Source organism: Pseudomonas sp. 300 (assembly GCF_055803035.1).
Genome location: NZ_JAVLRV010000002.1, coordinates 2955190 through 2979200 on the forward strand (window position 1 = coordinate 2955190; position 24011 = coordinate 2979200).

26 protein-coding genes, 1 tRNA gene and 1 pseudogene are annotated in these 24011 nt (G+C 58.7%); 15 read left to right on the forward strand and 13 right to left on the reverse strand.

The features are described 5' to 3' along the window. From Q7W83_RS19950 to Q7W83_RS19995, 10 genes and pseudogenes are all read left to right on the forward strand, one after another. Positions 1-1324, forward strand: a 1324-nt coding sequence (locus Q7W83_RS19950; protein WP_473656637.1) for a carboxyltransferase domain-containing protein, incomplete at its 5' end; no start/stop codon positions are given. 25 nt (positions 1325-1349) lie between these two features. Continuing rightward, on the forward strand, positions 1350-3122 hold the full coding sequence (gene atzF / locus Q7W83_RS19955) for an allophanate hydrolase (RefSeq protein ID WP_150653763.1): 1773 nt from the start codon (positions 1350-1352) through the stop codon (positions 3120-3122). Between the two features lie 191 nt (positions 3123-3313). Then, positions 3314-4801, forward strand: coding sequence for a sensor domain-containing diguanylate cyclase (locus tag Q7W83_RS19960; protein ID WP_473656640.1), 1488 nt, complete (start codon positions 3314-3316; stop codon positions 4799-4801). 6 nt (positions 4802-4807) lie between these two features. Next, on the forward strand, positions 4808-5002 hold the full coding sequence (locus Q7W83_RS19965) for a cysteine-rich CWC family protein (RefSeq protein ID WP_473656642.1): 195 nt from the start codon (positions 4808-4810) through the stop codon (positions 5000-5002). 57 nt (positions 5003-5059) lie between these two features. After that, on the forward strand, positions 5060-5752 hold the full coding sequence (locus Q7W83_RS19970; RefSeq protein ID WP_150630924.1) for a pseudouridine synthase: 693 nt from the start codon (positions 5060-5062) through the stop codon (positions 5750-5752). 314 nt (positions 5753-6066) lie between these two features. Then, positions 6067-6951 carry an alpha/beta fold hydrolase gene (locus Q7W83_RS19975; protein ID WP_150636301.1) on the forward strand — a complete coding sequence of 295 codons (885 nt, stop codon included), beginning with the start codon at positions 6067-6069 and terminating at the stop codon, positions 6949-6951. Between the two features lie 174 nt (positions 6952-7125). After that, positions 7126-7199, forward strand: a tRNA-Gly gene (locus Q7W83_RS19980). A gap of 218 nt (positions 7200-7417) precedes the next feature. Further along, complete coding sequence (locus Q7W83_RS19985) at positions 7418-7729, forward strand: hypothetical protein (protein ID WP_150653754.1); 312 nt, start codon at positions 7418-7420, stop codon at positions 7727-7729. A gap of 472 nt (positions 7730-8201) precedes the next feature. Then, a complete protein-coding gene (locus Q7W83_RS19990; RefSeq protein ID WP_150636297.1) occupies positions 8202-8465 on the forward strand; it encodes a short-chain dehydrogenase in 264 nt (87 codons plus the stop codon). Between the two features lie 83 nt (positions 8466-8548). Next, positions 8549-8815, forward strand: a pseudogene (locus Q7W83_RS19995) (type II toxin-antitoxin system HicB family antitoxin); the annotation flags it as partial. 297 nt (positions 8816-9112) lie between these two features. On the opposite strand, the gene tam reads toward Q7W83_RS19995, so the two are convergent. Together tam and Q7W83_RS20005 are read right to left on the reverse strand one after the other, a co-directional pair. Continuing rightward, positions 9113-9883, reverse strand: coding sequence for a trans-aconitate 2-methyltransferase (gene tam, locus Q7W83_RS20000; protein WP_473656646.1), 771 nt, complete (start codon positions 9881-9883; stop codon positions 9113-9115). A gap of 169 nt (positions 9884-10052) precedes the next feature. Next, the gene (locus Q7W83_RS20005; protein WP_473656648.1) at positions 10053-11138 is read right to left on the reverse strand and encodes a type I restriction endonuclease; all 1086 of its coding nucleotides are present in this window, start codon (positions 11136-11138) and stop codon (positions 10053-10055) included. Between the two features lie 231 nt (positions 11139-11369). Here Q7W83_RS20005 and Q7W83_RS20010 point away from each other — a divergent pair, with 231 nt between their 5' ends. Then, positions 11370-11780 carry a low affinity iron permease family protein gene (locus Q7W83_RS20010; RefSeq protein WP_150630929.1) on the forward strand — a complete coding sequence of 137 codons (411 nt, stop codon included), beginning with the start codon at positions 11370-11372 and terminating at the stop codon, positions 11778-11780. Positions 11781-11883: 103 nt separating this feature from the next. On the opposite strand, the gene Q7W83_RS20015 is transcribed toward Q7W83_RS20010, so the two are convergent. From Q7W83_RS20015 to Q7W83_RS20040, 6 genes are all read right to left on the reverse strand, one after another. Beyond that, the gene (locus Q7W83_RS20015) at positions 11884-12387 is read right to left on the reverse strand and encodes a DUF4142 domain-containing protein (protein ID WP_150630930.1); all 504 of its coding nucleotides are present in this window, start codon (positions 12385-12387) and stop codon (positions 11884-11886) included. 74 nt (positions 12388-12461) lie between these two features. Then, entirely contained in the window at positions 12462-12620 is a 159-nt protein-coding gene (locus Q7W83_RS20020) for a stress protein (protein WP_150630931.1), read from the reverse strand. A 116-nt stretch (positions 12621-12736) separates the two neighbouring features. Next, complete coding sequence (locus tag Q7W83_RS20025; protein ID WP_473656650.1) at positions 12737-14086, reverse strand: sensor domain-containing protein; 1350 nt, start codon at positions 14084-14086, stop codon at positions 12737-12739. Between the two features lie 87 nt (positions 14087-14173). Beyond that, positions 14174-14812: a LysE family translocator gene (locus Q7W83_RS20030; RefSeq protein WP_150636288.1), complete on the reverse strand. Its 639-nt coding sequence runs from the start codon at positions 14810-14812 to the stop codon at positions 14174-14176. A gap of 18 nt (positions 14813-14830) precedes the next feature. After that, positions 14831-15295, reverse strand: a complete 465-nt coding sequence (gene fos, locus Q7W83_RS20035) for a fosfomycin resistance glutathione transferase (RefSeq protein ID WP_150630934.1) — start codon at positions 15293-15295, stop codon at positions 14831-14833. Between the two features lie 5 nt (positions 15296-15300). Beyond that, on the reverse strand, positions 15301-16035 hold the full coding sequence (locus tag Q7W83_RS20040; RefSeq protein WP_150630935.1) for a PA3715 family protein: 735 nt from the start codon (positions 16033-16035) through the stop codon (positions 15301-15303). A 291-nt stretch (positions 16036-16326) separates the two neighbouring features. Here Q7W83_RS20040 and Q7W83_RS20045 point away from each other — a divergent pair, with 291 nt between their 5' ends. Next, a complete protein-coding gene (locus Q7W83_RS20045; RefSeq protein WP_473656660.1) occupies positions 16327-17493 on the forward strand; it encodes an MFS transporter in 1167 nt (388 codons plus the stop codon). On the opposite strand, the gene yiaY is transcribed toward Q7W83_RS20045, so the two are convergent. After that, a complete protein-coding gene (gene yiaY / locus Q7W83_RS20050; RefSeq protein ID WP_150630937.1) occupies positions 17490-18638 on the reverse strand; it encodes an L-threonine dehydrogenase in 1149 nt (382 codons plus the stop codon). The two genes, Q7W83_RS20045 and yiaY, sit on opposite strands and share 4 nt — an antisense overlap. Positions 18639-18795: 157 nt before the next feature. Here yiaY and Q7W83_RS20055 point away from each other — a divergent pair, with 157 nt between their 5' ends. Continuing rightward, positions 18796-19815, forward strand: coding sequence for a DUF4917 family protein (locus tag Q7W83_RS20055; protein ID WP_150630938.1), 1020 nt, complete (start codon positions 18796-18798; stop codon positions 19813-19815). A gap of 62 nt (positions 19816-19877) precedes the next feature. Here Q7W83_RS20055 and Q7W83_RS20060 read toward each other — a convergent pair whose 3' ends face one another. After that, on the reverse strand, positions 19878-20420 hold the full coding sequence (locus Q7W83_RS20060) for a helix-turn-helix domain-containing protein (RefSeq protein ID WP_150630939.1): 543 nt from the start codon (positions 20418-20420) through the stop codon (positions 19878-19880). A 108-nt stretch (positions 20421-20528) separates the two neighbouring features. Here Q7W83_RS20060 and Q7W83_RS20065 point away from each other — a divergent pair, with 108 nt between their 5' ends. Both Q7W83_RS20065 and Q7W83_RS20070 read left to right on the forward strand, forming a co-directional pair. Next, complete coding sequence (locus Q7W83_RS20065; RefSeq protein WP_150630940.1) at positions 20529-21311, forward strand: aldolase; 783 nt, start codon at positions 20529-20531, stop codon at positions 21309-21311. Positions 21312-21340: 29 nt separating this feature from the next. Continuing rightward, positions 21341-22228 carry a dihydrodipicolinate synthase family protein gene (locus Q7W83_RS20070; protein WP_473656663.1) on the forward strand — a complete coding sequence of 296 codons (888 nt, stop codon included), beginning with the start codon at positions 21341-21343 and terminating at the stop codon, positions 22226-22228. 142 nt (positions 22229-22370) lie between these two features. Here the strand turns inward: Q7W83_RS20070 and Q7W83_RS20075 are convergent, their stop codons facing one another. From Q7W83_RS20075 to Q7W83_RS20085, 3 genes are all read right to left on the reverse strand, one after another. Next, the gene (locus Q7W83_RS20075; RefSeq protein WP_473656665.1) at positions 22371-22715 is read right to left on the reverse strand and encodes a YegP family protein; all 345 of its coding nucleotides are present in this window, start codon (positions 22713-22715) and stop codon (positions 22371-22373) included. A 163-nt stretch (positions 22716-22878) separates the two neighbouring features. After that, on the reverse strand, positions 22879-23184 hold the full coding sequence (locus Q7W83_RS20080) for a ribbon-helix-helix domain-containing protein (RefSeq protein ID WP_008025707.1): 306 nt from the start codon (positions 23182-23184) through the stop codon (positions 22879-22881). A 14-nt stretch (positions 23185-23198) separates the two neighbouring features. Next, on the reverse strand, positions 23199-23780 hold the full coding sequence (locus Q7W83_RS20085; RefSeq protein ID WP_150630943.1) for a DJ-1/PfpI family protein: 582 nt from the start codon (positions 23778-23780) through the stop codon (positions 23199-23201). Between the last annotated feature and the right edge of the window lie 231 nt (positions 23781-24011).

The window sequence follows — 24011 nt, forward strand, 5'->3', positions numbered from 1 at the left end:
TGAGGGTAGTACATTCAGCATTAATGAGACTGACACACCGCTATCGCGAGCAGGCTCGCTCCCACAGGGGATTGTGTCGCCTGTGGTGTTGGATTTGGGTCAGGGGGATACGCGGTTGGTTGCAAGGTTGTCGGGGGATACGCATCTTCTGCTGGAAATCGGCGCGCCAGAACTCGACCTTGTTCTGCGCTTCCGCGCCCACGCCCTCATGCAAGCCCTGGAAAGCAAAAACCTGCACGGTGTCATCGACCTCACACCGGGCATCCGCTCGCTGCAAGTGCACTACCAGCCCGAACAACTGCCACTGACCGATCTGCTCGGTATCGTCGCCGGTGAATGGGACGCGGTGTGCGCCGCCAAAGACCTGCAAGTCCCCTCGCGCATCGTCCATCTGCCGCTGTCCTGGGATGACCCGGCCTGCCAATTGGCGATCGAAAAATACATGACCACCGTGCGCAAGGACGCACCGTGGTGCCCGAGCAATCTGGAATTCATACGCCGCATCAACGACCTGCCGAACCTCGATGAAGTGCAGCGCACGGTGTTCGAAGCCAGCTACCTGGTGATGGGCCTGGGCGACGTTTACCTTGGCGCGCCGGTCGCCACCCCGCTCGATCCGCGCCATCGCCTGGTCACCACCAAATACAACCCGGCGCGCACCTGGACCGCGGAAAACTCGGTGGGCATCGGTGGCGCCTACATGTGCGTGTACGGCATGGAAGGCCCCGGCGGTTATCAGTTCGTCGGTCGCACGTTACAAATGTGGAACCGCTACCGCGAAGTCGCCGCGTTCGATGGCAAACCATGGCTGCTGCGTTTCTTCGATCAGATCCGTTTCTACCCGGTGAGCGCCGATGAACTGCTGCGCATCCGCCGGGATTTCCCCCTCGGGCGTTTCGAGCTGAACATCGAGCACAGCCAGTTGAACCTCGCGGATTACCAGGCCTTCTTGACTAAAGAGTCCTCGAGCATTGCCGCTTTTCGGGATCAACAGAAAGGCGCATTCAACGCCGAGCGAGAGCGTTGGATTGCCAGTGGCCAGGCGCATTTCGACAGTGAAGAAGCGGCCCCGGAAACGGCCGAAAACGCACCGCTGGCCAGCGGCGAAATGAGCGTCGACAGCCACATCGCCGGCAACCTCTGGCAGGTTCAGGTGGAGACCGGCAGCCGCGTCGCCGCCGGTGATGTGCTGGTGATTCTGGAGTCGATGAAGATGGAAATCCCGCTGCTCGCGCCCACCGCCGGCGTGGTGCGCGAGATCCGCGTGCAACCGGGTTCGGCGGTGCGCGCCGGACAGCGCGTCGTGGTGCTGCAACTCGACTGAACCCATTTGGAAAAGGACTCACATCATGACCATCAATCTGCAACTCGACGCCCTGCGCAGTGCCTATCGCGTCGGCAACATCACGCCACGTCAATTGCTGCTGAGCCTGCGTGACAAAGCCGCCGCGCTGAACCCGGACTATCACCTGTTCATTCATTTGCTCAGCGTTGAAGAACTGGAACCGTACCTCGCCGCGCTCGACGGTCGCGATATCGACAGCCTGCCGCTGTACGGCGTGCCGTTCGCGATCAAGGACAACATCGATCTGGCCGGCATTCCAACCACAGCAGCGTGCCCGGCGTTTGCCTATGTGCCGCAGCAGTCGGCGACCATCGTCGAGCAGTTGCTGGCACTCGGCGCGATTCCGCTGGGCAAGACCAATCTTGATCAGTTCGCCACAGGCCTCAATGGCAGTCGCTCGCCCTATGGCGCGTGCCCGAACAGCGTGTTGCCGGAATACCCGTCGGGGGGTTCCAGCGCCGGGTCTTCGCTGGCGGTGGCGCTGGGCGTGGCGAGTTTTTCGTTGGGCACGGACACGGCGGGTTCCGGGCGCGTGCCAGCGGGGTTGAACAATCTGGTGGGATTGAAAGCCACCAAAGGGTTGATCTCCACGGCGGGTGTGGTGCCGGCGTGTCGCACGCTCGATTGCGTCACGACGTTTACCGCGACGGCGCAGGAAGCCAGTCAGTTACTGGCGCTCACCGCACACCTCGATCCACGGGACGAGTACAGCCGCAGCAACCCGCTGTGGAATGACGGCTCGGCGTTTGGCACACCGCGTCCCTTGCGTTTCGGCGTGCCGCGTGCGCAGGACCTGGAGTTCTTCGGTTGCCCGGAAGGACCGCTGTTGTTCGGCGATGCCATCGATCGGCTCAAGGCGTTGGGCGGTGAGGCGGTGGAACTGGATCTGTCGCCATTCCTTGAAGCGGCGCGCCTGCTTTATGAAGGCCCGTGGGTGGCGGAACGGTACAGCGTGGCTGGCGAGTTGATGGAGCAAAATCCTCAAGCGGTGTTGCCGGTGATTCGCGCGGTGTTGGCCAAGGCGCCTGCGGTGAGCGGCGTGCAAACGTTCCGCGCGCAGTATCGGCTGCAAGCCTTGAAAGCCCTGTGCGACAAGGCGCTGGAAGGGTTGGATTGCGTGGTCACACCGACCATCGGCCGTCCGGTGACGTTGGCGGAACTTGAGGCTGAACCGGTGCTGCGCAATTCGGAACTGGGTTACTACACCAACTTCATGAACCTGCTCGATTACGCCGCCGTCGCGGTGCCGAGCGGGTTCATGGGCAATGGTTTGCCGTGGGGTGTGACGCTGTTTGGCCGGGCGTTTACCGATCAGTATCTGTTGAGCGTGGCGGATGCGTTTCAACGTCGTTCAGATGCGCCCGCACCGTTGGCCGTCGCTCGCAATGACCGTGCGCGGCTGGTGGTGTGCGGCGCGCATCTGGATGGGCTGGCGCTGAACTGGCAACTGAAACGGCGCGGCGCGACGTTGGTCGAAACGACGTTCAGTTCGCCGGACTATCAGCTGTATGCGTTGGCCGGTGGCCCGCCGTTTCGTCCAGGGATGGTGCGGGTGAAGGATGGCGGCGTGGCGGTTGCGGTGGAGGTCTGGGAGTTGCCGAGCAGTGAGTTGGGGTCGTTTTTGACCGGGATTCCGGCACCGCTGGGGTTGGGCAAGGTGCAACTGGCGGATGGGCGTTGGGAGAGCGGGTTTATCTGTGAGGCGTATGGGTTGGAGGGTGCGGTGGATATCAGTCATTTGGGCGGATGGCGTGCGTACCTGAAAAATCTGGGGTGATCTTTCGATTCGCGGGCAAGCCCGCTCCCACAGGTTTTGCGCGGTCCTTGTGGGAGTTGGCTTGCCAGCGATGGCGTCCGCCCAGGCGCCACTGAACCTGATCCTTGCCGATTCACCCTACAAATCCCGCAGTTATTTCCCAGCAGTCCCACTAGAATGCTCCCCAACGGGTCACTGCCAACGGAATCGCCATGCCGCTTCACTCGCCGCTGTATTCGCAACGTTCGCTGGTTCTCACGCTGATCGCGCTGCTGGGCGCAGGCTTTCTCGCCACGTCATTGCTCAGCTACTACGCCTCGCGCGCCTCGATCCGCGACAACATCGTCAACACTGAACTGCCGCTGACTTCGGACACGGTCTACTCGGAAATCCAGAAAGACCTCGTCAGACCGATCCTGATTTCCTCGATGATGTCCCGCGACACCTTCATGCGCGATTGGGTGGTCAACGGCGAACACAACCCCGACCAGATGACCCGCTACCTCAACGAGGTCATGACTCACTACGGCGCCTACACCGCGTTTTTCGTCTCCAACGGCACGCTGACCTACTACCATGCCAAAGGCGTGCTCAAGCAGGTCAAAGTCACCGAACCGCGCGATGCCTGGTATTTCCGCGTGCGTGACATGACTGATCCTTACGAGATCAACGTCGACCCGGACCTTGCCAACAAGGACAACCTGACCTTCTTCATCAACTACAAGGTCTACGACTACAACGACCGTTTCATCGGCGCGGCGGGTGTCGGTCTGACGGTGGATGCGGTGATCAAGCTGATCGACAAGTATCAACAGCGCTATCAACGCAGCGTGTACTTCGTCGACAGCTTCGGCCGATTGGTGCTCACCGGCGCCGAGGGTGGTCCGCAGGGTGCACATATCGGCCAGAAACTCAGCGAGCTCGATAGCATGAAAGGCCTGGTGAGCCAGTTGCCCAAGCCCCATAGCGGCAGCTACGAATACTCCGTCCAGGGCCAGGGACATTTCCTCAACGTGCGGTTCATTCCGGAGCTGAACTGGTACCTGTTCGTCGACAAACGCGAAGACGGCGCGCTCAGCGAAATTCGTCAATCGCTATACCTCAATCTGCTGATTTGCCTGCTCGTGACGTTGACCGTGCTGGCCCTGCTCAACCGGGTGATCAAGCGCTATCAGGGCAAGATCCAGGCGCAGGCAACCCTCGACAGCCTCACTGAGCTGCCAAACCGTCGCGGCTTCGACCTGCTGGCGGCGCAAGCGATGCACGAGGCTCAGCGCGAACCGAAGCCGCTGACCGCGCTGCTGCTGGATCTGGACCACTTCAAGGTCTTGAATGACACCTACGGCCACTTGGCCGGCGATCAAGTGCTGATCGGCTTTGCGCGGGATCTGCAGAGTTGCCTGCGCCATTCCGACATCGTCTGCCGCTGGGGCGGCGAAGAGTTCATCGTGCTGCTCAAGGACACCGACGGTGAGACCGGTCTGAAGATTGCCGAGAAAATTCGTCAACATGTCGAAGAACAGCGTTATGCCTACAACGATCAGACCTTGCACCTGACGGTGAGCATCGGCTTGACCACTTTGCAACGGGATGACACCTTGCACACCCTGCTCTCCCGGGCCGATCATGCGATGTATCGGGCCAAGCAATCCGGCCGTAACCGTACCTGCGCGGAAATGTCCCAAACCAGTTATGCATAGTCCTACATGAACAAGCCTGAATTCTGCCCGGCCTGCGGCGCCTCCAATGACTGCACCCTGGCCGACCCTCGAACCGCCGATCGGGCCTGCTGGTGCTACGGCGTCAGCATCGACCCGGCAGTCCTCGAAGCGCTGCCGCCCGAGTTGCGCGACAAATCCTGCCTGTGCCCACGTTGCACGCAGGTCGAGGCGCAGTTGTAAGCATCCTTGTGGCCGATCACGTAAGATGCGCGGCCCGTTTCCTGTCGATCTCATTTCATGCGCGTTGACCGTTTCCTCAGCAACCTGCCCCGCTTCAACCGTCAGCAGGTTCGCCTGTTGCTGGTGGAAAAACGCGTGCGGATTGACGGAAAAGTCGTCAGCGACCCGCACGCTGAGGTGCTGGAGTTCAGCCGCGTCGAAGTCGATGAAGAAGTGCTGCAAGTCGGCAAACCCGCGCGTTACTTCATGCTGCACAAACCGCCAGGTTGCGTCAGCGCCACCCGCGACCCGGAGCACCCGACGGTCCTCGATCTGTTCGACGAGCCCGACAAGGAAGACCTGCACATCGCCGGTCGCCTGGACTTCAACACCACCGGCCTGATGCTGATCACCAACGACGGCAGCTGGTCGCGACGCCTGACCCAACCGCAGACCAAACTGCCCAAGGTCTATTACGTCGAGACCGAGCAGGAGATCGGCCCGGAATACGCGCTGACATTCACCGAAGGCCTGTACTTTGCCTTCGAGGACCTCACCACGTTGCCGGCCGAACTGGTGCTGCTCGGACCGAAATCGGCGCGACTGAGCATCGTTGAAGGCCGCTACCATCAGGTGAAGCGGATGTTCGGCCACTTCGACAACAAAGTACTGCGCCTGCACCGCGAACGCATGGGCCCGCTGGTGCTCGATAACGCGCTAAAACCGGGCGAGTACCGCGCGTTGCGCACCGAAGAGATCCAATTGATCTAAGCAGCCTACCGCTCAGCAGAAGTTGTCGAACAATTTACCAATGGCACTTGCGCGATCCCTGCTCCCCTGCTTGAATCAGGACGTCAGCCGAAATGTGACTGACGAGTCACAACATACTTCTAAGAAACTTTTTGTCGGTTAGAGAACCCTCAGGTTCCGCCTCAGACCGGCAGACTGCCCGCCAATAATAAAACCCGTCGACCGGACTGCAATGGATCGACATGGGCCTCCAACATTCCAGGCGTATGCCTACCTGTCACAAAGCTCGTGCAATCTCATTTGCGCGCATACCCGCTTGCCAGGAGTCTTATGACATGAGGCCAGAAATCGCTGTGCTGGATATACAGGGTCAGTATCGGGTTTACACGGAGTTCTATCGCGCAGACGCCGCAGAGAAGACCATTATCTTGGTCAACGGCTCGATGGCCACGACTGCGTCGTTTGCACAAACCGTGAAAAACCTTCACCCGCAGTTCAACGTGGTCTGCTACGACCAGCCCTACGCGGGCAAGTCCAAAGCCCACAACCTGCATGAGAAATTGCTCACCAAGGAAGTCGAAGGGCAGATCCTTCTGGAGCTGATCGACCACTTCGCCGCCGAACACGTGCTGTCGTTTTCCTGGGGTGGCGCCGCGACCCTGGTCGCCCTCGCCCAACGGCCACGGCGCATCGAAAAAGCCGTGATCAGCTCGTTCTCCCCGGAGATCAACGCACACATGCTCGACTACCTCGAGCGCGGTGTGGACTACCTCGGCAGCCGTGACGGCGACCGTGTCGGCAATCTGGTGAACAGCACCATCGGCAAACACCTGCCGACCCTGTTCAAACGCTTCAACTATCGCCACGTCAGCAGCCTGGCCGATCATGAATACGGGCAGATGCACTTCCACATCAGCGACCTGCTGCACAGTGATCGCGAGTGCTTCCTCAAGGCCTCGGAAAAAATCAACGTACCGGTGCTGTTCATGAACGGCGAATGGGACGAATACACCGCCGCCGATGGCGCGCGTTTGTTCGCCAATCGCGTGCAACACGCCACGTTCACGACACTGGATGCGACCGGTCACTTTCTCGACATGGAACACAAAGCCGCCTGCCGAGACAGCCGCAATGCGCTGTTGGGTTTCCTGAAACCTGAGCAGCAGGCAAGCCGACCGCGTTATCACTACGTCCAGGACCACCATGCATTCGCAATCTGAAACAGCGTCATCGCGAGCAAGCTTCGCAGCCTAACGCCGTATTGTAGGAGCGAGGCTTGCCCGCGAACGACCGTCACACGGTCCGATGTCTTGTTTCACCTGCGCTAAAGCCATCCAGCGCAAAGAAAAACTTCATTTCCACGCGCACATCTGGTACAAAGTCAGCCGCTCTGAGCGGGTGTCGTATAATGGCATTACTCCAGCTTCCCAAGCTGATAACGAGGGTTCGATTCCCTTCACCCGCTCCAATCGAATTTTTGTCTCACGTTAAGATGGTTTTGACGGGGATGTAGAAAGAAAAAAACCGGCCCATGTGGCCGGTTTTTTTATGGTTCGGATTTAGTGACACGCTGCTTTCACTGCTCAGCTCCGCCTGCTTTTAATTCCTGCCGCTCGTCAGCTCTCCAGCACACTCCCTCGACCCTGCCTTCCAATAAGTACATTCCCTTGCACAGAAGGCTTAAGCATGAACACCAAAATCACTGCTCTGACGCTTGCGGGTCTACTGTCTTCTTGTTCGTTCTACGCGCTAGCGACCGAGAAGACGACGACAGGAAGTGCCGTTCCTCCTGCCGCCCTTCCCGGTCTTAACCAGGGGCAAGACGCTGAATCAAACAAGGACAAGGCCAGCAAAAAGGGCGAGGAGTCTTCGGGGGCAAATTCCGGAGCCGATTCGAAAACGCTGGAGAAAGACTCGGGTTCTTCGCACAAGGCGGAGGAGTACCAGAAAAAACAACGAGAAAGCCACCCTGGAGGCGTGAAGCAACCGGCCTCGTGAGCATCCTTCTCGGTTTCAACGCGGAAATTAGCATTTTTCTATGAAATCGGCGTTTTGTTAGCGTTTTCGATGCCCAATTAAAGGATTGCCGACACTGACACCGAAGGGGCAATGCCCCATTCTCCGGGGGTTTAAACGAGGCAGTATGCAGAAAAGGCAGGGTCCTACACGACTCTGGGAATTGTCCGTACACTTGTCCATTGCTGTGTTTTTGTCACGAAGCCTATAGTCCGTCCACGCCCAAATGGCGTATCGGGTTTGGCGACTCGGTGACAACGACCCAGAAGCCTCGGAGTTTTTTCGGAGCTTTTCTGACTGCACTTTGCTGCGCTTTTTTTGGTGGCTGTGCGTGGGAGACCTTCGGGTCTGCCGGTTTTACCGTTGTCCGGTTCGCCAACCCGCGTACAGCTACCACCCTTTTGTTTGGCGACGATTGAGTGGTAGGTCTTTCCCCTACTAACGGTAAACACTCATGAATGAATACATGGCTTTAACCAGCAACGCCGACGACCTCCCCACCTTCTACGTCAACACCACCCAACCGCTGCATTCACTGCTCAGCTCCGCCCGGTACAGAATCGGCGCGGTAACGCAGGTTCTGGAGAACCTCGCGATGCGCGGCGAAATCTCCAGCGATTCGGTGATTCTCAGCGACTTCGCAATGCTCTGCGCCATCCCGCTGCGCGATGGCTGCGATGTGCTGGATGTCATTGCGCGACGGATGGATGCGGAATAGTAGTGCCGTGACTTAGGGGCGCCTTTCGAGGCGCCCTTTGCGTTTCCAGCGTCAGTAACTGGATCAGCAGAGGAAAGGTGAACATGCTTTATCCGATAGCTATTTCAATCGGCGATGACGAACACGCGTGGGGCGTAGACGTCCCAGATATCCCAGGTTGTTTTTCCGCCGGGGAAGGTCTCGACGAAGCAGTGGCCATGGCTCGCGAAGCCATCGAAGGCCATTTTGAGCTTCTCCACGAGTTCAGATCCCCGATTCCACTAGCCAGCGTTTTCAACCGGCATTCGGCTAATCCGAAATACGCAGCGTTTGTCTGGGCAGAGCTAGACATCGACATGACCAAATATCTGGACATGCCTGGGTCCGTTAAGAGATAGAACGACCAATTACTGTGGCGCCCCACGTATATTTTCCGTATAGATCCCCGCCACCCAGTAAAGATGCAGTAGCGCAGCATCATCCCCGACCAAAAACCCCCTACCCTGCCGGCTCACCTTTCAGGCAGAGATCAGCATGGAAAATTCAGAGTTGGGGATCATGATCATTTCAATGATTGGGTTGTTCGGCTTTGCGTCGTTTCTTTTCGATTACTTGAGCGCCAAGCGAAGGGACAGATAACGTTCAGCGTTATCCGTCCCTTGTTGCCATCAGCGAGTCGCGACGATGAACAATCGCGGGAACGGCAGCAGCACCGAACCATCACTCAGCGCCGGATATGCCTGCTCGATCGCGGCGTGATATTGCTTGAGGTACTGCGCCTTTTCCGCGTCATCCAGCGGTTCGAGAAACGGTCGCAAGCCGCTGCCCTTGAACCACTCGACCACGCCCGACGCGCCGCCCGCCAGCGGATGATGGTAAGTGGTGCGCCACACATCGACGCGCGCGCAGTGCGGTCGCAGCATCGAGTAGTAGTCGCTGGCGCTGGCCATTTCCGTGCGTTGCCCGGCGGCGTCCGCCAATTTGCTGGTCCACGGGCCATCGGCTGCCACTTCGCGCATCAGGCGATGGGACGGTTCGTTGAGGTTGTCGGGCATCTGAATGGCCAGGCTACCGCCCTGGGCCAGACGGGCGGCCAGCGAGGGCAGCAACGTCGCGTGATCGGGCAACCACTGCAGCACCGCGTTGGCGAAGATCACGTCGAACGAACCGCTGTCGTTCCAGGTGCCGATGTCCACGGTGTCGAACTGCACGTGCGGCAAGCGCTTGCGGGCGGCTTCGATCATGTCGCTCGAACTGTCGACGCCACGCACCGTGGCGTTAGTGAAGCGCTCCACCAGCAATTCGGTCGAGTTGCCGGGGCCGCAACCGATGTCGATGGCCGAGCGCGCGTCCACAGGCGGAATCGCCGCGAGCAGATCACGTGCCGGGCGGGTGCGTTCATCTTCAAAAGTGACGTATTGCTGGGCGGACCAACTCATTGCGTTCTCCTGTCGAATCGTTGTCCGGACCTGGGCCGACAACCGGTTCGCTACGATACAGCGCCTGGCAGGCTCCGCTCTACTCCACCTTCGGTGGGCAATATCACTGAGCGCCTCCGCAAAAAATACCGGCTTTACTGGCCAGTTTTTTCGTCGCGGGATAAAGCACTTAATCGTAATACCCTACCGTCTTCTTCAAATGATCCGAGTACTCGTAGATGTCGTCGACCGAGTTGATTGCATGCCGGGTTTCATTCTTCTCTTCGTCAAATATGCCGATGTATTTCTGTGAACGATTGAAGTGCAGACGGCAGATCGGTTTGCGATTGTTGTCGTCCAGCAGAATGCCGAAGTAACTCTGGGTATCGCGCTGAACAATCCGTTTGGCATCCACGACTGATCGAACCACTGCACGAACGATGTGATAACCCTCTAGCTCTTCCAAAGTTGTCAGCACCTTGTCTTCTGACTCATCCCGCACATCCGACTGCTCGGTACCACTGGAAGAAACCGGTAAAGATGCCAGCGCTGGTTGAATAGAACCACTCATGGCCGATTTGAGCCGGTCATTTATCTGGTCATTGAGAAATTGAACCACAGCCTTTCTCGTCAGCTCATGAAACTGCTCACGGACTTTCTGAGTAATCACGCCGTCGTAGACACGCGAAGCGAACACTTTCACAAAATCATCGTCGGGCTTGCTGACTTGTGAAGCGATGATTTTTTTGATTTGGCTGACGTACTTCAACTCACCAGCGGCACTGATAATCGAATCCACATCGAACGCCGATTTGGTGAGCTTTACTAATTCGGGGACGGAGTATTCGTCGATGTCCAGAAGGTCGAGTTCAAGAAAAGGCTTCTCATCCATTTTGTTGGGCGCGTCCAGATCGGTGAAAAACTTGTAAACCTGGCCATTGGTGAGGATGGAGATACGAGCGCTGGTGACATGGAAATAACGAAACAGCTGTGAGGCATGATTGATGTGTAGCGGCTCGCCGATTTTTTTGCACTCGATCAGGATCTGAACCTCCCCCCCCTTCATGATCGCGTAGTCAATTTTCTCCCCCTTCTTCGTTCCGATATCGCAAACGAATTCAGGAGTAACCTCAGTCGGATCGAAGACATCGTAGCCGAGCACCGTGCTGATAAAGGGCATGACAAAAGCGTTCTTGGTCGCCTCTTCCGTTTGAATTGCAGCGCTCTGCAAACGAACTTTGGCGGCTAGACTTGCTAACTTTTCGAAAAATTCCATGCGTGACCCCTTCCTGTTCGATCCGTGTGTTTGCATGCTGGCAAATTGACTTCCTTTGATACTAGACATAAACCGGCACAAAGAAAGATTCCGCCCAAGAATAGCGAACAACCGCCTCCAGGCTTCGATCCGGGACTTCACCGCTTTTCAGGGAATCAAAGAATGTAAGCAGAATTTTCATCGCCCCCGCGCTGTCACAAATTCAGGCGCATCCCTATAAGGACAACGGCAATGAAATTCGCAAAAATCTCGCAGAAACTCGCCTTGTGGGCCGGCAGTCCCAAGACGTTCATGGGGGCGTTGATTCTCATCGGTCTGTGGGGGTTGAGCGGGCCGATCTTTGATTACAACGACACCTGGCAACTGATCATCAACACCTCGACCACGATCATCACATTCCTGATGGTGTTCCTGATCCAGAACACCCAGAACCGCGACACTGACATTTTGCACTTGAAAATCGATGAGTTGTTGCGGGTGAACAAAGAGGCGAAAAACGCGATGCTCGGGCTCGAGGCGCTGGATCTCAAGCAACTGGAGGCCCTGCGTAAACACTACCGTGCCATGGGTGAAAACGAGGTGCATGACCTGGCGGGGTTAGCGACCAAGGGCAAGCACAAACAGGATTTGAACGACTGCTGAGTGCGGGAACTGCGTGTCTGATACACCACGGCTATTGGGTCGTCGGAACGCCGCCCGCAGCAAGCCGGCTCCTGCTGCAGGAGCCGGTTACCAAACATGTGCGTCAGCGACTGGCCTGCAGCGCTTTGGCCATCTGCAAATGATTCTGCAACTTCGGCAGGGTTTCTTCAGCGAAGGCTTTGATTTCCGGCACGTCGGTGGTCTGCGCAGTCTGCTGAAGCTGCTCGATAGCTGCCTGCGTGGTCTTCACCTGACTGGCCGCGTATGCCTGGTCGAAGGACGCGCCGTCCTGCACCTGCGGCATCAAGGCTTTGGCCTTGTCGACCACTTCTTCACGGGGGGCGACCGGCAGATCCAGTTGCTTGGCGATTTTCGCCAGGTGCTGGTTGGCGGTGGTGCGGTCGTTGATGACGACGATGGTGTAATCCTTGACCTCTTTGGATTCGGATTTCTGATGCGCCAGGCGGCTGGCTTCGATATCGGCCATGCCTTTGGCCGAAGCATCGTTGATGAATTCGGCGGGGGACTGGGCAAACGCACTGCTCGCACACAGGCCCAGTAACGTGGCAAAACTTGCACTGCGTAATCGGGTGGCCATCCGGCTCATGGTCGCGCCCTCCTCAATATAAAATTCAAACGGGAGCTTTCGCTCCCGCTTCTCAATCAAAACTACGTTCACCACTACTTGGATTTCTGACCACCTTTGCGGCCCATATCGGGTTTCGAAGGCTCTTTATCGACAGTCGTGGTGGTAGTTTTCCCACCTTTGCGACCGGCTTCAGACGCTTTCGTTCGATCGGTGGCAGTATGTCCCGTGTTCGAGTTTCTTGAGTTAGGCATGATTCTCTACCTCATGGGATTGATCGCAGCGAGCTGTAGCCCGCATAGAATCTGAATTTCGATCACGGTAAAGGTTTAGAAAAACTGGGGTCGATGCGACGAACGGCTACCCGTGTTCAGCACTCAAGCCGCAAATGATTCTGCCGCTTTGCTCTGTACATGGCCTCGTCGGCATGGCGGAGCAATTGCTTTTCTTCCGTGCCATGCTCGGGAAAATGCGCGACGCCGATGCTCGGCTGAATGTTGACGCTGTGACCGTCCAATCGCAGCGGCTGCGCCAGAATTTGACGGATTTTTCCCGCCACACTGTCAGCATCTTCCGAGGCCTGGATGCTGTGCAACAACACCACGAATTCATCGCCGCCGATGCGTGCCACGGTGTCGGTGTCGCGCACGCAGCCCTTGAGCCGATTGGCTACCGCTTGCAGCAGCATGTCACCGACTGCATGGCCGTGGGTGTCATTGACTTCCTTGAAGCGGTCGAGGTCGACGTACAGCAGGGCCATGCGCCCACACTCCGACTTGGCCAGTGTCAGCGAGGCTTTCAGCCGGTCGCGCAGCAACTCGCGATTGGGCAGTTGGGTCAGTTGATCGTATTGGGCCATGCGCTGCAGCCGGGCATGCAACTGCTTGCGCTCGATGGCAGTCGCGACCTGAGCGCACACGAACTGCAACAGTTCCTTGTCTTGCTCGGTGTAGCGCTCGCCGCCCGCCACGCTTTTAACGATCAGCGCACCGATGGTGCCGTTCTGCGAGTTCAACGGCACGCCCAGCCAGCAAGGCGAATGCTGGCCGGCAACCATCAACTCGAAACCTTCCGGGGCATTGTCCTGATCCGGGGTTAGCAGAATCGGCTGGCCGCTGCGGATCACCTCGGCACACAGCCGTCCGGTAACGGTTCCCGGCTGCTCGGGTTGCTGTTCGCTGTCGTCGACGTGGTAAGGAAAATTAAGTTGCGCGCAGTGCTCGTCATACAGCGCGACGGAGAAATTCAGCGCCGGCAGCCATTCACCGATAATCAAGTGAATGCGTTTGAACAACGCCAGCAAGTCCTCCGCCGCGTGAGCCGCTTCGGAAATCGCATACAGCGCGGCCTGCCGGGACTCTGCCTGCTTGCGCTCGGTGATGTCGCGGGCCACGGCGATGCGCAGTTGATCGACTTCCGACCAGCGCGCGGACCACAGGATGTGCACCACGCCGCCATCCTTGCGCAGGTAGCGATTTTCGAAGTTGAGTTTGGGCTCGCCACCCATGATCTCCCGCGCAGCGTCGAGGGTGCGCTGGCGATCGGCGGGATGCACCATATCGATCATCGGCAGGCCCACCAGCTCATCAGGCGTGTAACCGAAAATGCGCTCGCACGCCGCACTGACAAAAACAAAGCGACCCTGTTTATCGACCGCGCAAACGGCGTCCAGCAGTAGATCGATGTAACTCGCCAGCGGCGCGGAATTTCTGGTTGCCATGATGCAGAGAGCATGTCCGAACAATGCAGCAATAAAAAAACATCCCTGACCGGTAATAATGTCGCTGACGCGTCCCTGCGATCAGTGTCAAGCCTTGTTCGGCATCAGCCCCGGTAAAGCATGCACCAGGGCGTTGATGGCGAAACCGATAAACATCACCCCGCACAACCGGGTGATCGCCAGTTCATGCCGTTGATACAGGCTGCGTACCTGCCGTGCACCGACGATGCCAATGAGGATAGCGTAGGCCAACAGACCACCAACGAAGCTCAAGACAATCAACCACGGCAGCATCGACCAATGCAGCAGTTCCGCACGGCTGGACAGCAACGCCGTAAACGTCGCCACCGCCACCGGATACGCCTTGGGATTGGTCAGTCCGAACAGAATGCCGTGCCAGAAAGGTTGGCGCGCCGGGCCCTGCGGCGCTTCGGCGCTGCTGCGTTTGGCCCGCACCGCCCGCAAACCAAGCCAGAACAGATAGAGCCCGCTGAGCACGCCCAACACGTCAAACGCCGTACTGCCGATTTCCCGCGCACCGACAATGGCGATCAGCGCGGTACTGCACCAGACCACGTCACCGAGCAAATGACCACACAAAAAACCCGCCCCTGCCCGCCGCCCACGCGCCGCGCCGATGCCAAACACCGCCAATACGCCCGGCCCCGGAGTGATCCCGTAAATGAAGCCCGAGGCGAGAACGGCCATTAGCAGCGATGGTGTCATCGGGGAAATCCTTCCGAACTATGTGGTGAATGGGCTCAAGTCTATATCAGGTCCCTGGCAATCAACTGACTGATCGTCAAAGAACTTCATTCCCGCATAGGGCCGTTGCCGACAAGCGGCCAGTCGCGACGCCAGATCGCCAACATGGGCTTCGAGCTTGTGACCGTCCGGGTCGAGGAAGTAGAACGAGGCACCTTCGCTGCGGTTGTCGCGCCATTCCCGGACGTTGGCGGCTCGAAGGCGTTCGACGAAGGGCGGGAAGTCGGGTGCGCTGATGTTGAAGGCGTAATGGGTGTAATCGGCGGCAGGTTCGCAGTTGCGCAGCGGATCGAGGGAAAGGCACAGCCAAAGGCCGGGCAGCGAAAGATAGGCACCGGTGTCCCAGGTAGCGTCGAGCTGAAGTTGCAGGAGGTCGTGATAGAACTCAACGCTGCGGGTCAGGTCGGTGACGGCGAAGGTCAGGTGGTTGAGGCCGCTCAGCATGATAGTTATAGACCTTTGAAACCTTGTGGCAGGACGTAGCTTTTACCGTCGTATCGAAGCGTCGTCAGTACCGGTTTTTCGGTAATGGTCTTTGATTCACAAGCCTCCCCCTCGCCCTTCCCGATTTCGCGGGTGGACACTGTTTTGACGATCAGATCCGCGTAGCCATGTGAGCGGGTGTTGCCGATTTCGAGGGTTCGGGTGTGCTGATAAAGCTCTCCGGCGCAATTGCCATCCCATTCACCGCCGTACTCATAGGTGATGAGCTTGTCGAGGACCGGACGCAACTGGCCGCCCTCTTTCACATAGAGCGAGAGCAACGTTTCACTCACGGGATTGACCCGTGACGAACCATTGAACGTGACGCGCACACCAAACGCTCTCAGGTCCGGCGTGAGCTTGTAACGTGCGGTGTCGAGTTGCAGGTCTTCATAAGCGATGGCATCCGACTCAAAAGCCGCTGCTTTGTGATACGTCGCCAGCGGTTTCGAATCGCCAGCCGAGACAATGGCAAGATTGAGATCGTATTTACCCTGAGGGCCATCATCGCTCGCCGAATACCCCGATTCGAACTGCGACAACGCTGTGATCGTCAGCCCCGGATAAGCCGGCCAGTCTTTGCACACCGAATAGCCGAAATCGCCGGCCAGAAACGGTTTCGCGCAATCAGCGAAGGCCTGCGTTGTCATTACCAGTCCACACAGCGCTACACAACTCATCCATCCAGACTTCAAGGTCATTCCCTGTTCCTTATGTATTGCTGAAAACGAGATAATTTCAGACCCGCACTATCGCCTCCTCTATCCGCCCATTCAACCCGTTCAACGCACTGCTTGAGCGTCCCGAGCCTGTAGCTGGCTCGCCAACGGTCACCCCTTGTTGCTCGTTTTTTTTGGGGCTGGCTGTGCCGGGAGGAGATCGCCATTCAGGTCTGGCAACACAAAACCGTGGACGATTCGTCCTCGACCGGTCGCCTCGGTATAGTCTGCCGCAATCAAAACGCCTGACAAAACAACAACCCAAGGCTTTCCATGAAGAGCAGCACCACCCTCCTCGTCACCTGCAGCACGGTTTTTCTCGCGCAGTTGGGCATGAGCATTTACCTGCCGGCGCTGCCGGAGATGGCTCGATATCTGTCTGCCGAGGCCTCGCAGGTTTCGTGGGGGCTAGCGGTGTATCTGATCGGCATGGCGCTGCCAATGTTGTTCTGGGGCAGCCTGGCTCAGCGCATCGGTCGAAAACCGGTGCTGCTTGCGGCGCTTGGTATTTATGGGTTGGGCAACCTTGCGCTGCCCTTGGGCCAGACGCTGGAATCCTTTCTGTTTTTCAGACTGGTTCAGGGCATTGGCGCCAGCGGAATTTCGGTCATGGCACGGGTGTTGATCCGCGACAGTTTTCGGGGAGACTTGTTGGCCAAAGCGCTGTCCTGGCTTTCAATTTCTTTCGTGGTGGCCCTGGGGATTGGCCAGTATCTAGGGTCGATTATCCAGGTCACATTGGGCTGGCCGGCGATTTTCTACCTGCTGGGCAGTGTCAGTCTGTTAATGGCGATGGTCGTGGCACGGGTCACGTTCCCGGTGCGGGTGGAAGACACCGTTCAGTCGTCCGCGTGGTCGAGTTACTGGCACATTCTGCGTGATCGGGCCTTCCTGTTGCCGGCGCTCACCGGCGGGCTGGGTTATGGGGTGATCATCGCGTTCAACACTGCCGGCCCGCTGATTTTGCAGGGACCGTTCAACTGGTCCGCCGTGGAGTACGGGCTGTTGGGCTGGCCGATCAGCGCGGGGTATTTTCTCGGGGCCTTGGCGGTCAACGGTCTGGTGCTGCGCACCGGTCAGCGTCGGTTGATGACGGCGGGTGTGGGGCTGGTGCTGGCCGGCAGCGCGGTGATGTTGCTGGGGAGCATCGCCGGCACTTCGATTGCGCTGCTGTTCTGGTTGCCCTACTGCGTTGCGGTGTTCGGCCAGTCGTTGAATTACCCGATCAGCCTGGCACTGGCCAACGACGGCTCGCCGGTCGGCGGTGCCTATGCGATGGCGTTGAGCGGGTTCATCCATCAACTGATGGCGGCCGTCATCGGTGGCATCGCCAGCCTGATTGCCAGCCAGCAGGCATGGCCGTTATCACTGTTATGCACGTTGCTGGCCCTGGGCGCGATGCTCTGCGTGATCATCGCGCCCGGCCGAAAAACCGCTTAGAACGCGCTGCGGAAAATCTCCTCGATCTGCCGCTGATCCGCTGCACGTGGGTTGGTCACGCCGCACGCGTCTTTCAAGGCGTTGGTGGCGAGGGTGGGGATGTCGTTGAGGCGGGCGCCGAGTTCACGCAGACCGGCTGGAATTTCCACGTCCCTGGCCAGGCTGCGGATGGCCGCAATGGCCGCCTGCGCGCCCTCTTCCGGGCTGAAGCCGCGGATATCGGCGCCCATTGCGTGGGCCACGTCGGTCAGGCGGTCGGCGCACACCAGCGCGTTGAAACTTTGCACATGCGGCAACAGCACGGCGTTACAGACGCCGTGGGGCAAGTCGTAGAAACCACCCAACTGGTGGGCCATGGCATGCACGTAGCCAAGCGACGCATTGTTGAACGCCATGCCCGCAAGAAACTGTGCGTAAGCCATGTTTTCCCGCGCGGACAGGTCGCTGCCATCTCGCACAGCAAGGCGCAGATTGTTGCTGATCAGCGTGATCGCCTTCAGCGCGCAGGCATCGGTGATCGGGTTGGCGGCAGTGGACACGTAGGCTTCGATGGCGTGGGTCAACGCGTCCATGCCGGTGGCGGCGGTCAGGCTTTTGGGCATGGCGACCATCAGCGCCGGGTCGTTGACTGACAGCAGCGGCGTGACGTTGCGGTCAACGATGGCCATTTTCACGTGACGGGATTCGTCGGTGATGATGCAGAAGCGCGTCATCTCGCTGGCTGTGCCGGCGGTGGTGTTGATGGCGATCAGCGGCAGTTGCGGCTTCTCGGATTGATCGACGCCTTCGTAATCGCGAATCTGCCCGCCGTTGGTCGCGCACAAGGCGATACCCTTGGCGCAGTCGTGGGGCGAACCACCGCCCAGCGACACGACGAAATCACAGCGACTTTCCTTGAGCAGGCCCAGGCCACTTTCGACGTTGGCGATGCTCGGGTTGGGCTTGGCGCCGTCGAAGATAACCGAGTCAATGTCCAGCATCGCCAGCCTCTCGGCGATCATCGCCGCCACGCCGGCCTTGGCCAGCCCGGCGTCGGTGACGATCAACGCCTTGCGAAAGCCGTACTTGCCAATGGCCGTCATGGCTTCGTCGAGGCAACCAATACCCATGATGTTCACGGCGGGGATGAAAAACGTGCTGCTCATGGCGAATCTCCAGGTCTAGGGCCGTATCGGCTGTTCGATCCGGCGGATACCCACAGGATCGCCCCATCGGCCAAGCGCTAACTTGATCTGGCTCAAGTCCGGGTCGTGATAAAGTCGCCGCCCATCCGACCTTTTGCTTTTTGAGACGACGAACGCAATGACCGAATTCCAGGATGTCGATGCCCAGCTTGAAGACTGGAACGCCTTGCGCGCCACCGCCTCGATCAGCGGCCTGCTGGTAGGCAACGGCGCCAGCCGCGCGGTGTGGGACGATTTCGGCTACGACTCGCTGTTCGAAAACGCCCGCACCGTCGAAGAAAAACCCCTGAGCCAGTCCGAGCTGAGCGTGTTCGACGCCATGCAGACACGCAGTTTCGAGCAGGTGTTGAGCGCGCTGAAAACCACCAGCCGGGTGAACAAGGCCCTGGCCGTCAGCTCCGCCGCACCGCGTAATCGCTACTACGCGATCAAGGAAGCGCTGATCAACACCGTGCACGCGGTGCACATCCCGTGGCGGCTGGTAGTGCCTTCGACATTGGCGACGATCAGTCAGGAACTGGGCGGCTACCGGACGGTGTTCACCACCAATTACGACTTGCTCAGCTACTGGGCAATCCAGCACCAGCCCGAGGCCATCACCGATCTGTTCCAAGGGGCCGAGCCGGGGTTTGATTTGAGCGCCACGGCGACCGATAAAACCCGTTTGCTGTACCTGCATGGCGGTTTGCACCTGGTGCGCAATCAGGACGGCACGGCGCGCAAACTGATGTCGACCGAGGGCACGTTGCTGGGCAGTTTTGCGATCAACAACACGATCAAGACCCTCGATGACGTGCCGCTGTTTGTGAACGAAGGGCCGAGCGCGGACAAGCTCAAGACCATTCGCAGTTCGGATTATTTGTCGTTTTGCTATGACCAGTTATTGGGGCATGCCGAGGGCTTGTGCGTCTTTGGGCATGCCCTGGGTGAGCAGGACAGCCACATCATTCATGCACTGCGCCAGGCAAAACCCAAGGTGGTCGCGATTTCGATCTATCCGCGCAGCAAGGCGTTCATCCAGCATCAGAAGCGGCATTACGCGAAGGTGTTTGAGGGGACCGGATCAGAGCTGCGGTTTTTTGATTCGAAAACGCATGCGCTGGGGAGCCCGAAGCTGACCGTTCCTGTCGAGGTTTAGCGGCGACGCTAATGACCCCATCGTCTGGGCGGCATTCCGACGATGGCGTCAGTCCAGTCGACTCATTCTTCCGCGCTATGCACCACCACCAGCAACTGCGCCTGAACCTCGCCCACCGAGCGAATCCTGTGCGGTTTCTGCGCATTGAAGTGCAGCGCATCGCCGCGATCGAGCAGCACGCGCTCGTTCATGAAGTCCACTTCCACCTGCCCTTCGTGGACAAACAGAAACTCTTCCCCCAAGTGTTCCTTGAAGGTTTTGTCCGCGAATTCGAACGGCGGATAAATGATAAACGGCAACAGACTGCGCTCACTCACCTGATGCGCCAGCACCGCATAACCAGGACTCTCATCATTGGCCGCCAACGACTGGCGCTCGTGGCTGCGCACCAGGCTGTAGCTATCGAGGCTGACGCTGTCTTCGGAGAACAATTCCTCGACCTTGACGTTCAGCGCCTTGGCCAGCTTCAGCGCGGCCGCGATGGACGGCGTATTCAGCCCACGCTCGACTTTCGACAGATAGCTCTTGGTCATGCCGGATTTTTCGGCCAAGGCTTCGAGCGTCACGCCTAGTTTTTTTCTCAATAATTTCAAACGGATAGACATGGAGATCGATTAACCCATCAAGAAGGCGACGATTTGCCCTTGCCAATGACACAAGGTGTCATATAGCCTCGTTAGTGTCATTTGCGTGAAACACCCGAGGACACTGATATGGCGAAGACCTTAGCACTACCCAAAGAGCAACTGGTCAAGCAAGCACTGACCCAGATGCAAAATACCCTGGCGGATAATACGTGGACCGACCGGCAAAAGCTGGCCCTGACCTGTCGGATTCTGTTCGAGAATGGTCACGACTCCGGCCTGGCCGGGCAGATCACCGCCCGTGGCCCGCAGCCCGGCACTTACTACACTCAACAACTGGGCCTGGGTTTCGACGAAATCACCGCCAGCAACTTGCTGCTGGTCAACGAAGACCTGGAAGTGCTTGAAGGCCACGGCATGCCCAACCCGGCCAACCGTTTCCACAGTTGGGTGTACCGCGCCCGTGCGGACGTGAACTGCATCATTCACACGCACCCGACCCACGTCGCGGCGCTGTCGATGCTCGAAGTGCCGCTGCAGATTTCCCACATGGACCTCTGCCCGCTCTACGACGATTGTGCGTTTCTTGAAGGCTGGCCGGGCGTGCCGGTCGGTAACGAAGAGGGCGAACTGATTGCCGGCGCCCTCGGCGACAAGCGCGCGGTCCTGCTGTCGCACCACGGCCAGTTGTCCACCGGCACGACCATCGAGGAAGCCTGCGTCATCGCGCAACTGATCGAACGCGCCGCCAAGCTGCAACTGTTGGCGATGAGTGCAGGGACTATCAAGCCGATCATTGCGCAGCTGGGTCGTGAAGCCCATGACTGGATCTCGACACCCAAGCGCCATGGCGCCGCTTTCAACTATTACGCTCGGCAGAACCTACGCCAACACGCCGATTGCCTGAACTGAACCCACGCATTTTCAAGAGGAGCGTCGCCATGTCGACCCCAACGATTCACGGCATCATCGGCTACACCATCACCCCGTTCACCGCCAATGGCGAAGGCGTTGACCTTGACGCGCTCGGGCGTTCCATCGACCGTCTGATCGACGACGGCGTCCACTCGATCGCGCCGCTCGGCAGCACCGGCGAAGGCGCTTACCTGAGTGACGCGGAATGGGACCAGGTCAGCGAATTCAGCATCAGGCACGTGGCCAAACGCGTGCCGACCATCGTCAGCGTGTCCGACCTGACCACCGCCAAAGCGGTTCGCCGCGCGCGTTTCGCCGAAGCACACGGCGCCGATGTGGTGATGGTATTGCCGACGTCTTACTGGAAGCTCAGCGAAGCAGAAATCCTCGCCCATTACCAAGCCATCGGCGACAGCATCGGCGTGCCGATCATGCTCTACAACAACCCGGCCACCAGCGGCACGGACATGTCGGTCGACTTGATCCTGCGCATCGTCAACACGGTGGACAACGTGACGATGGTCAAGGAGAGCACCGGCGACATCCAGCGCATGCACCAATTGCAACGGCTCGGCGAAGGTCAGGTGCCGTTCTACAACGGCTGTAACCCGCTGGCGCTGGAAGCCTTCGCGGCAGGTGCGAAAGGCTGGTGCACGGCGGCGCCGAACCTGATTCCGCAGCTCAACCTTGATTTGTATGAAGCGGTGTTGGCCAACGATTTGAGCAAGGCGCGTGACCTGTTCTATCGTCAGTTGCCGCTGCTCGATTTCATTTTGAAGGGCGGCTTGCCGGCGACCATCAAGGCTGGCTTGCGCGCGACCGGGCTGGAAGTGGGCGATCCGCGTTTGCCGGTGTTTGCGCTGGGTGAGGCTGGGCTTGGTCAGCTTCAAGGCTTGTTGAAAGCATTGCGCTGATCTCGACGTTCACAAAAAACCAATGTGGGGGCTAGCCTGCTAGCGATAGCGGCCTGACATTCAACATCTTCGTCGAATGTTAAGCAGCCATCGCTAGCAGGCTAGCTCCCACAATGGATTTGTATTGGTTGCGAAGGTGTGGTCAAAGCACCGGCAACGTCTTGTCCTTGATCACCGTCGTCGGGCCGTTGGCCTTCACACTGGCGATGCCTTTTTCCCTCGCGGCATCAGAGGAATAGGTTTCGCTGCTGCCGATAATCTCGTGGTTGCCGGCCTTGAGGTTGAAGTACGGCTGGCCGTCCTTGGTGGTCTTTTTCTCGTAGCGTTCATCCAGCGGGCTGTTCTTCTGCACCGAGGCGATGCCGTTTTCGGCGGCGCTGCGGGTGGTGTAGTGCTCGCTGTTCAGAACGGTTTCGGCATTCGCCGCTTTCAGCACGAAGCGAAACTGGCCGTTGCTGGTTTTGCTCAACTCATACCATCCAGGCATGATTTTCTCCTTGGCGATTGAGGGGTTTCGCGCTTCAGAGTAAAGACCAGCCGTGGATTCTTGTCGCCTGAACCGGCCCCATCGCGAGCAGGCTCGCTCCCACAGGGGAACGCATTCCAATGTGGGAGCGAGCCTGCTCGCGATGGGGTCAACACGGTCTACGCTATTTCACCACAGCGCGCACCACCGACAACTCGGGTGCCTGCACCCGCCGTTGCGACAAATACCGCGTACAACTCACCCGCAAGAACGAAGCAAAATTCACCACCTCACCGCGATAATCCATCACCTCTTCATACAGCTTGGCGATCAACTGGTTGGTGGTCATGCCGTCGACCTCGGCGATTTCGCTGAGGATGTCCCAGAACTGATTCTCCAGCCGCAGGGTGGTGACCACCCCGCAGATGCGCAGCGAGCGAGAGCGCGATTCGTAGAGGATCGGATCGGCCTTGACGTAGAGCTCGCACATGGAAGCGTTCCTCGTTACAGCGTGATTTTGGTGCCCAGCAAGCCGAGGAAACCGGCAAGCCAGCTTGGGTGGGCCGGCCAGGCCGGAGCAGTGGCCAGATTGCCTTGAACGTGACCTTGCGTCACCGGGATATCGATGAACGTCCCGCCTGCCAAGCGTACTTCCGGCGCGCAGGCCGGGTAGGCGCTGCACTCGCGACCTTCGAGAATCCCCGCCGCCGCCAGCAATTGCGCACCATGACACACGGCGGCGATCGGTTTGCCGGCCTTGTCGAAGGCGCGCACCAGTTCCAGGACTTTTTCGTTCAGGCGCAAGTATTCCGGGGCACGACCGCCGGGGACCAGCAGCGCGTCGTAGTCGGCTTCAGCGACCTTGGCGAAATCGAAGTTCAGGGCAAACAGGTGGCCGGGTTTTTCGCTGTAAGTCTGGTCGCCTTCAAAGTCGTGGATCGCCGTGCGCACGGTCTGGCCTGCCGTTTTGTCCGGACAGACGGCGTGCACCGTGTGACCGACCATCAGCAATGCCTGGAACGGCACCATCACTTCATAGTCTTCGACGTAATCGCCGACCAGCATCAGGATTTTCTTGGCAGCCATGGGGTGGACTCCTCTGGGAATACGTGGGCATGCAGGAGTACTCAAGGTAGTCCTAATCTGCGGGGTCGGGTAATAACCAGCTACTACCTGATAGACCGCGTTACCGTTCATCGCGGGCAAGTCGGAACGCCGCAGGGCACGCTCCCACAGGTTTTGCATCGGCCGCAAGAGCGGCGCAGGACCTGTGGGAGTGGGCTTGCCCGCGATGACGGTTTCAAACTGTACGGATAA

Coding starts and splice junctions, on each gene's coding strand:
- Q7W83_RS19960 (WP_473656640.1), top strand. CDS start 3,314: ATGCCGCTTCACTCGCCGCTGTATTCGCAACGTTCGCTGGTTCTCACG.
- fos (WP_150630934.1), bottom strand. CDS start 15,295: ATGCTGAGCGGCCTCAACCACCTGACCTTCGCCGTCACCGACCTGACC.
- yiaY (WP_150630937.1), bottom strand. CDS start 18,638: ATGAGCAGCACGTTTTTCATCCCCGCCGTGAACATCATGGGTATTGGT.
- Q7W83_RS20010 (WP_150630929.1), top strand. CDS start 11,370: ATGAAATTCGCAAAAATCTCGCAGAAACTCGCCTTGTGGGCCGGCAGT.
- Q7W83_RS19965 (WP_473656642.1), top strand. CDS start 4,808: ATGAACAAGCCTGAATTCTGCCCGGCCTGCGGCGCCTCCAATGACTGC.
- Q7W83_RS20060 (WP_150630939.1), bottom strand. CDS start 20,420: ATGTCTATCCGTTTGAAATTATTGAGAAAAAAACTAGGCGTGACGCTC.
- Q7W83_RS20065 (WP_150630940.1), top strand. CDS start 20,529: ATGGCGAAGACCTTAGCACTACCCAAAGAGCAACTGGTCAAGCAAGCA.
- Q7W83_RS20070 (WP_473656663.1), top strand. CDS start 21,341: ATGTCGACCCCAACGATTCACGGCATCATCGGCTACACCATCACCCCG.
- Q7W83_RS20085 (WP_150630943.1), bottom strand. CDS start 23,780: ATGGCTGCCAAGAAAATCCTGATGCTGGTCGGCGATTACGTCGAAGAC.
- Q7W83_RS20075 (WP_473656665.1), bottom strand. CDS start 22,715: ATGCCTGGATGGTATGAGTTGAGCAAAACCAGCAACGGCCAGTTTCGC.
- Q7W83_RS19975 (WP_150636301.1), top strand. CDS start 6,067: ATGAGGCCAGAAATCGCTGTGCTGGATATACAGGGTCAGTATCGGGTT.
- Q7W83_RS19970 (WP_150630924.1), top strand. CDS start 5,060: ATGCGCGTTGACCGTTTCCTCAGCAACCTGCCCCGCTTCAACCGTCAG.
- Q7W83_RS20045 (WP_473656660.1), top strand. CDS start 16,327: ATGAAGAGCAGCACCACCCTCCTCGTCACCTGCAGCACGGTTTTTCTC.
- Q7W83_RS19990 (WP_150636297.1), top strand. CDS start 8,202: ATGAATGAATACATGGCTTTAACCAGCAACGCCGACGACCTCCCCACC.
- Q7W83_RS19985 (WP_150653754.1), top strand. CDS start 7,418: ATGAACACCAAAATCACTGCTCTGACGCTTGCGGGTCTACTGTCTTCT.
- atzF (WP_150653763.1), top strand. CDS start 1,350: ATGACCATCAATCTGCAACTCGACGCCCTGCGCAGTGCCTATCGCGTC.
- tam (WP_473656646.1), bottom strand. CDS start 9,883: ATGAGTTGGTCCGCCCAGCAATACGTCACTTTTGAAGATGAACGCACC.
- Q7W83_RS20080 (WP_008025707.1), bottom strand. CDS start 23,184: ATGTGCGAGCTCTACGTCAAGGCCGATCCGATCCTCTACGAATCGCGC.
- Q7W83_RS20030 (WP_150636288.1), bottom strand. CDS start 14,812: ATGACACCATCGCTGCTAATGGCCGTTCTCGCCTCGGGCTTCATTTAC.
- Q7W83_RS20015 (WP_150630930.1), bottom strand. CDS start 12,387: ATGAGCCGGATGGCCACCCGATTACGCAGTGCAAGTTTTGCCACGTTA.
- Q7W83_RS20025 (WP_473656650.1), bottom strand. CDS start 14,086: ATGGCAACCAGAAATTCCGCGCCGCTGGCGAGTTACATCGATCTACTG.
- Q7W83_RS20055 (WP_150630938.1), top strand. CDS start 18,796: ATGACCGAATTCCAGGATGTCGATGCCCAGCTTGAAGACTGGAACGCC.
- Q7W83_RS20040 (WP_150630935.1), bottom strand. CDS start 16,035: ATGACCTTGAAGTCTGGATGGATGAGTTGTGTAGCGCTGTGTGGACTG.
- Q7W83_RS20005 (WP_473656648.1), bottom strand. CDS start 11,138: ATGGAATTTTTCGAAAAGTTAGCAAGTCTAGCCGCCAAAGTTCGTTTG.
- Q7W83_RS20020 (WP_150630931.1), bottom strand. CDS start 12,620: ATGCCTAACTCAAGAAACTCGAACACGGGACATACTGCCACCGATCGA.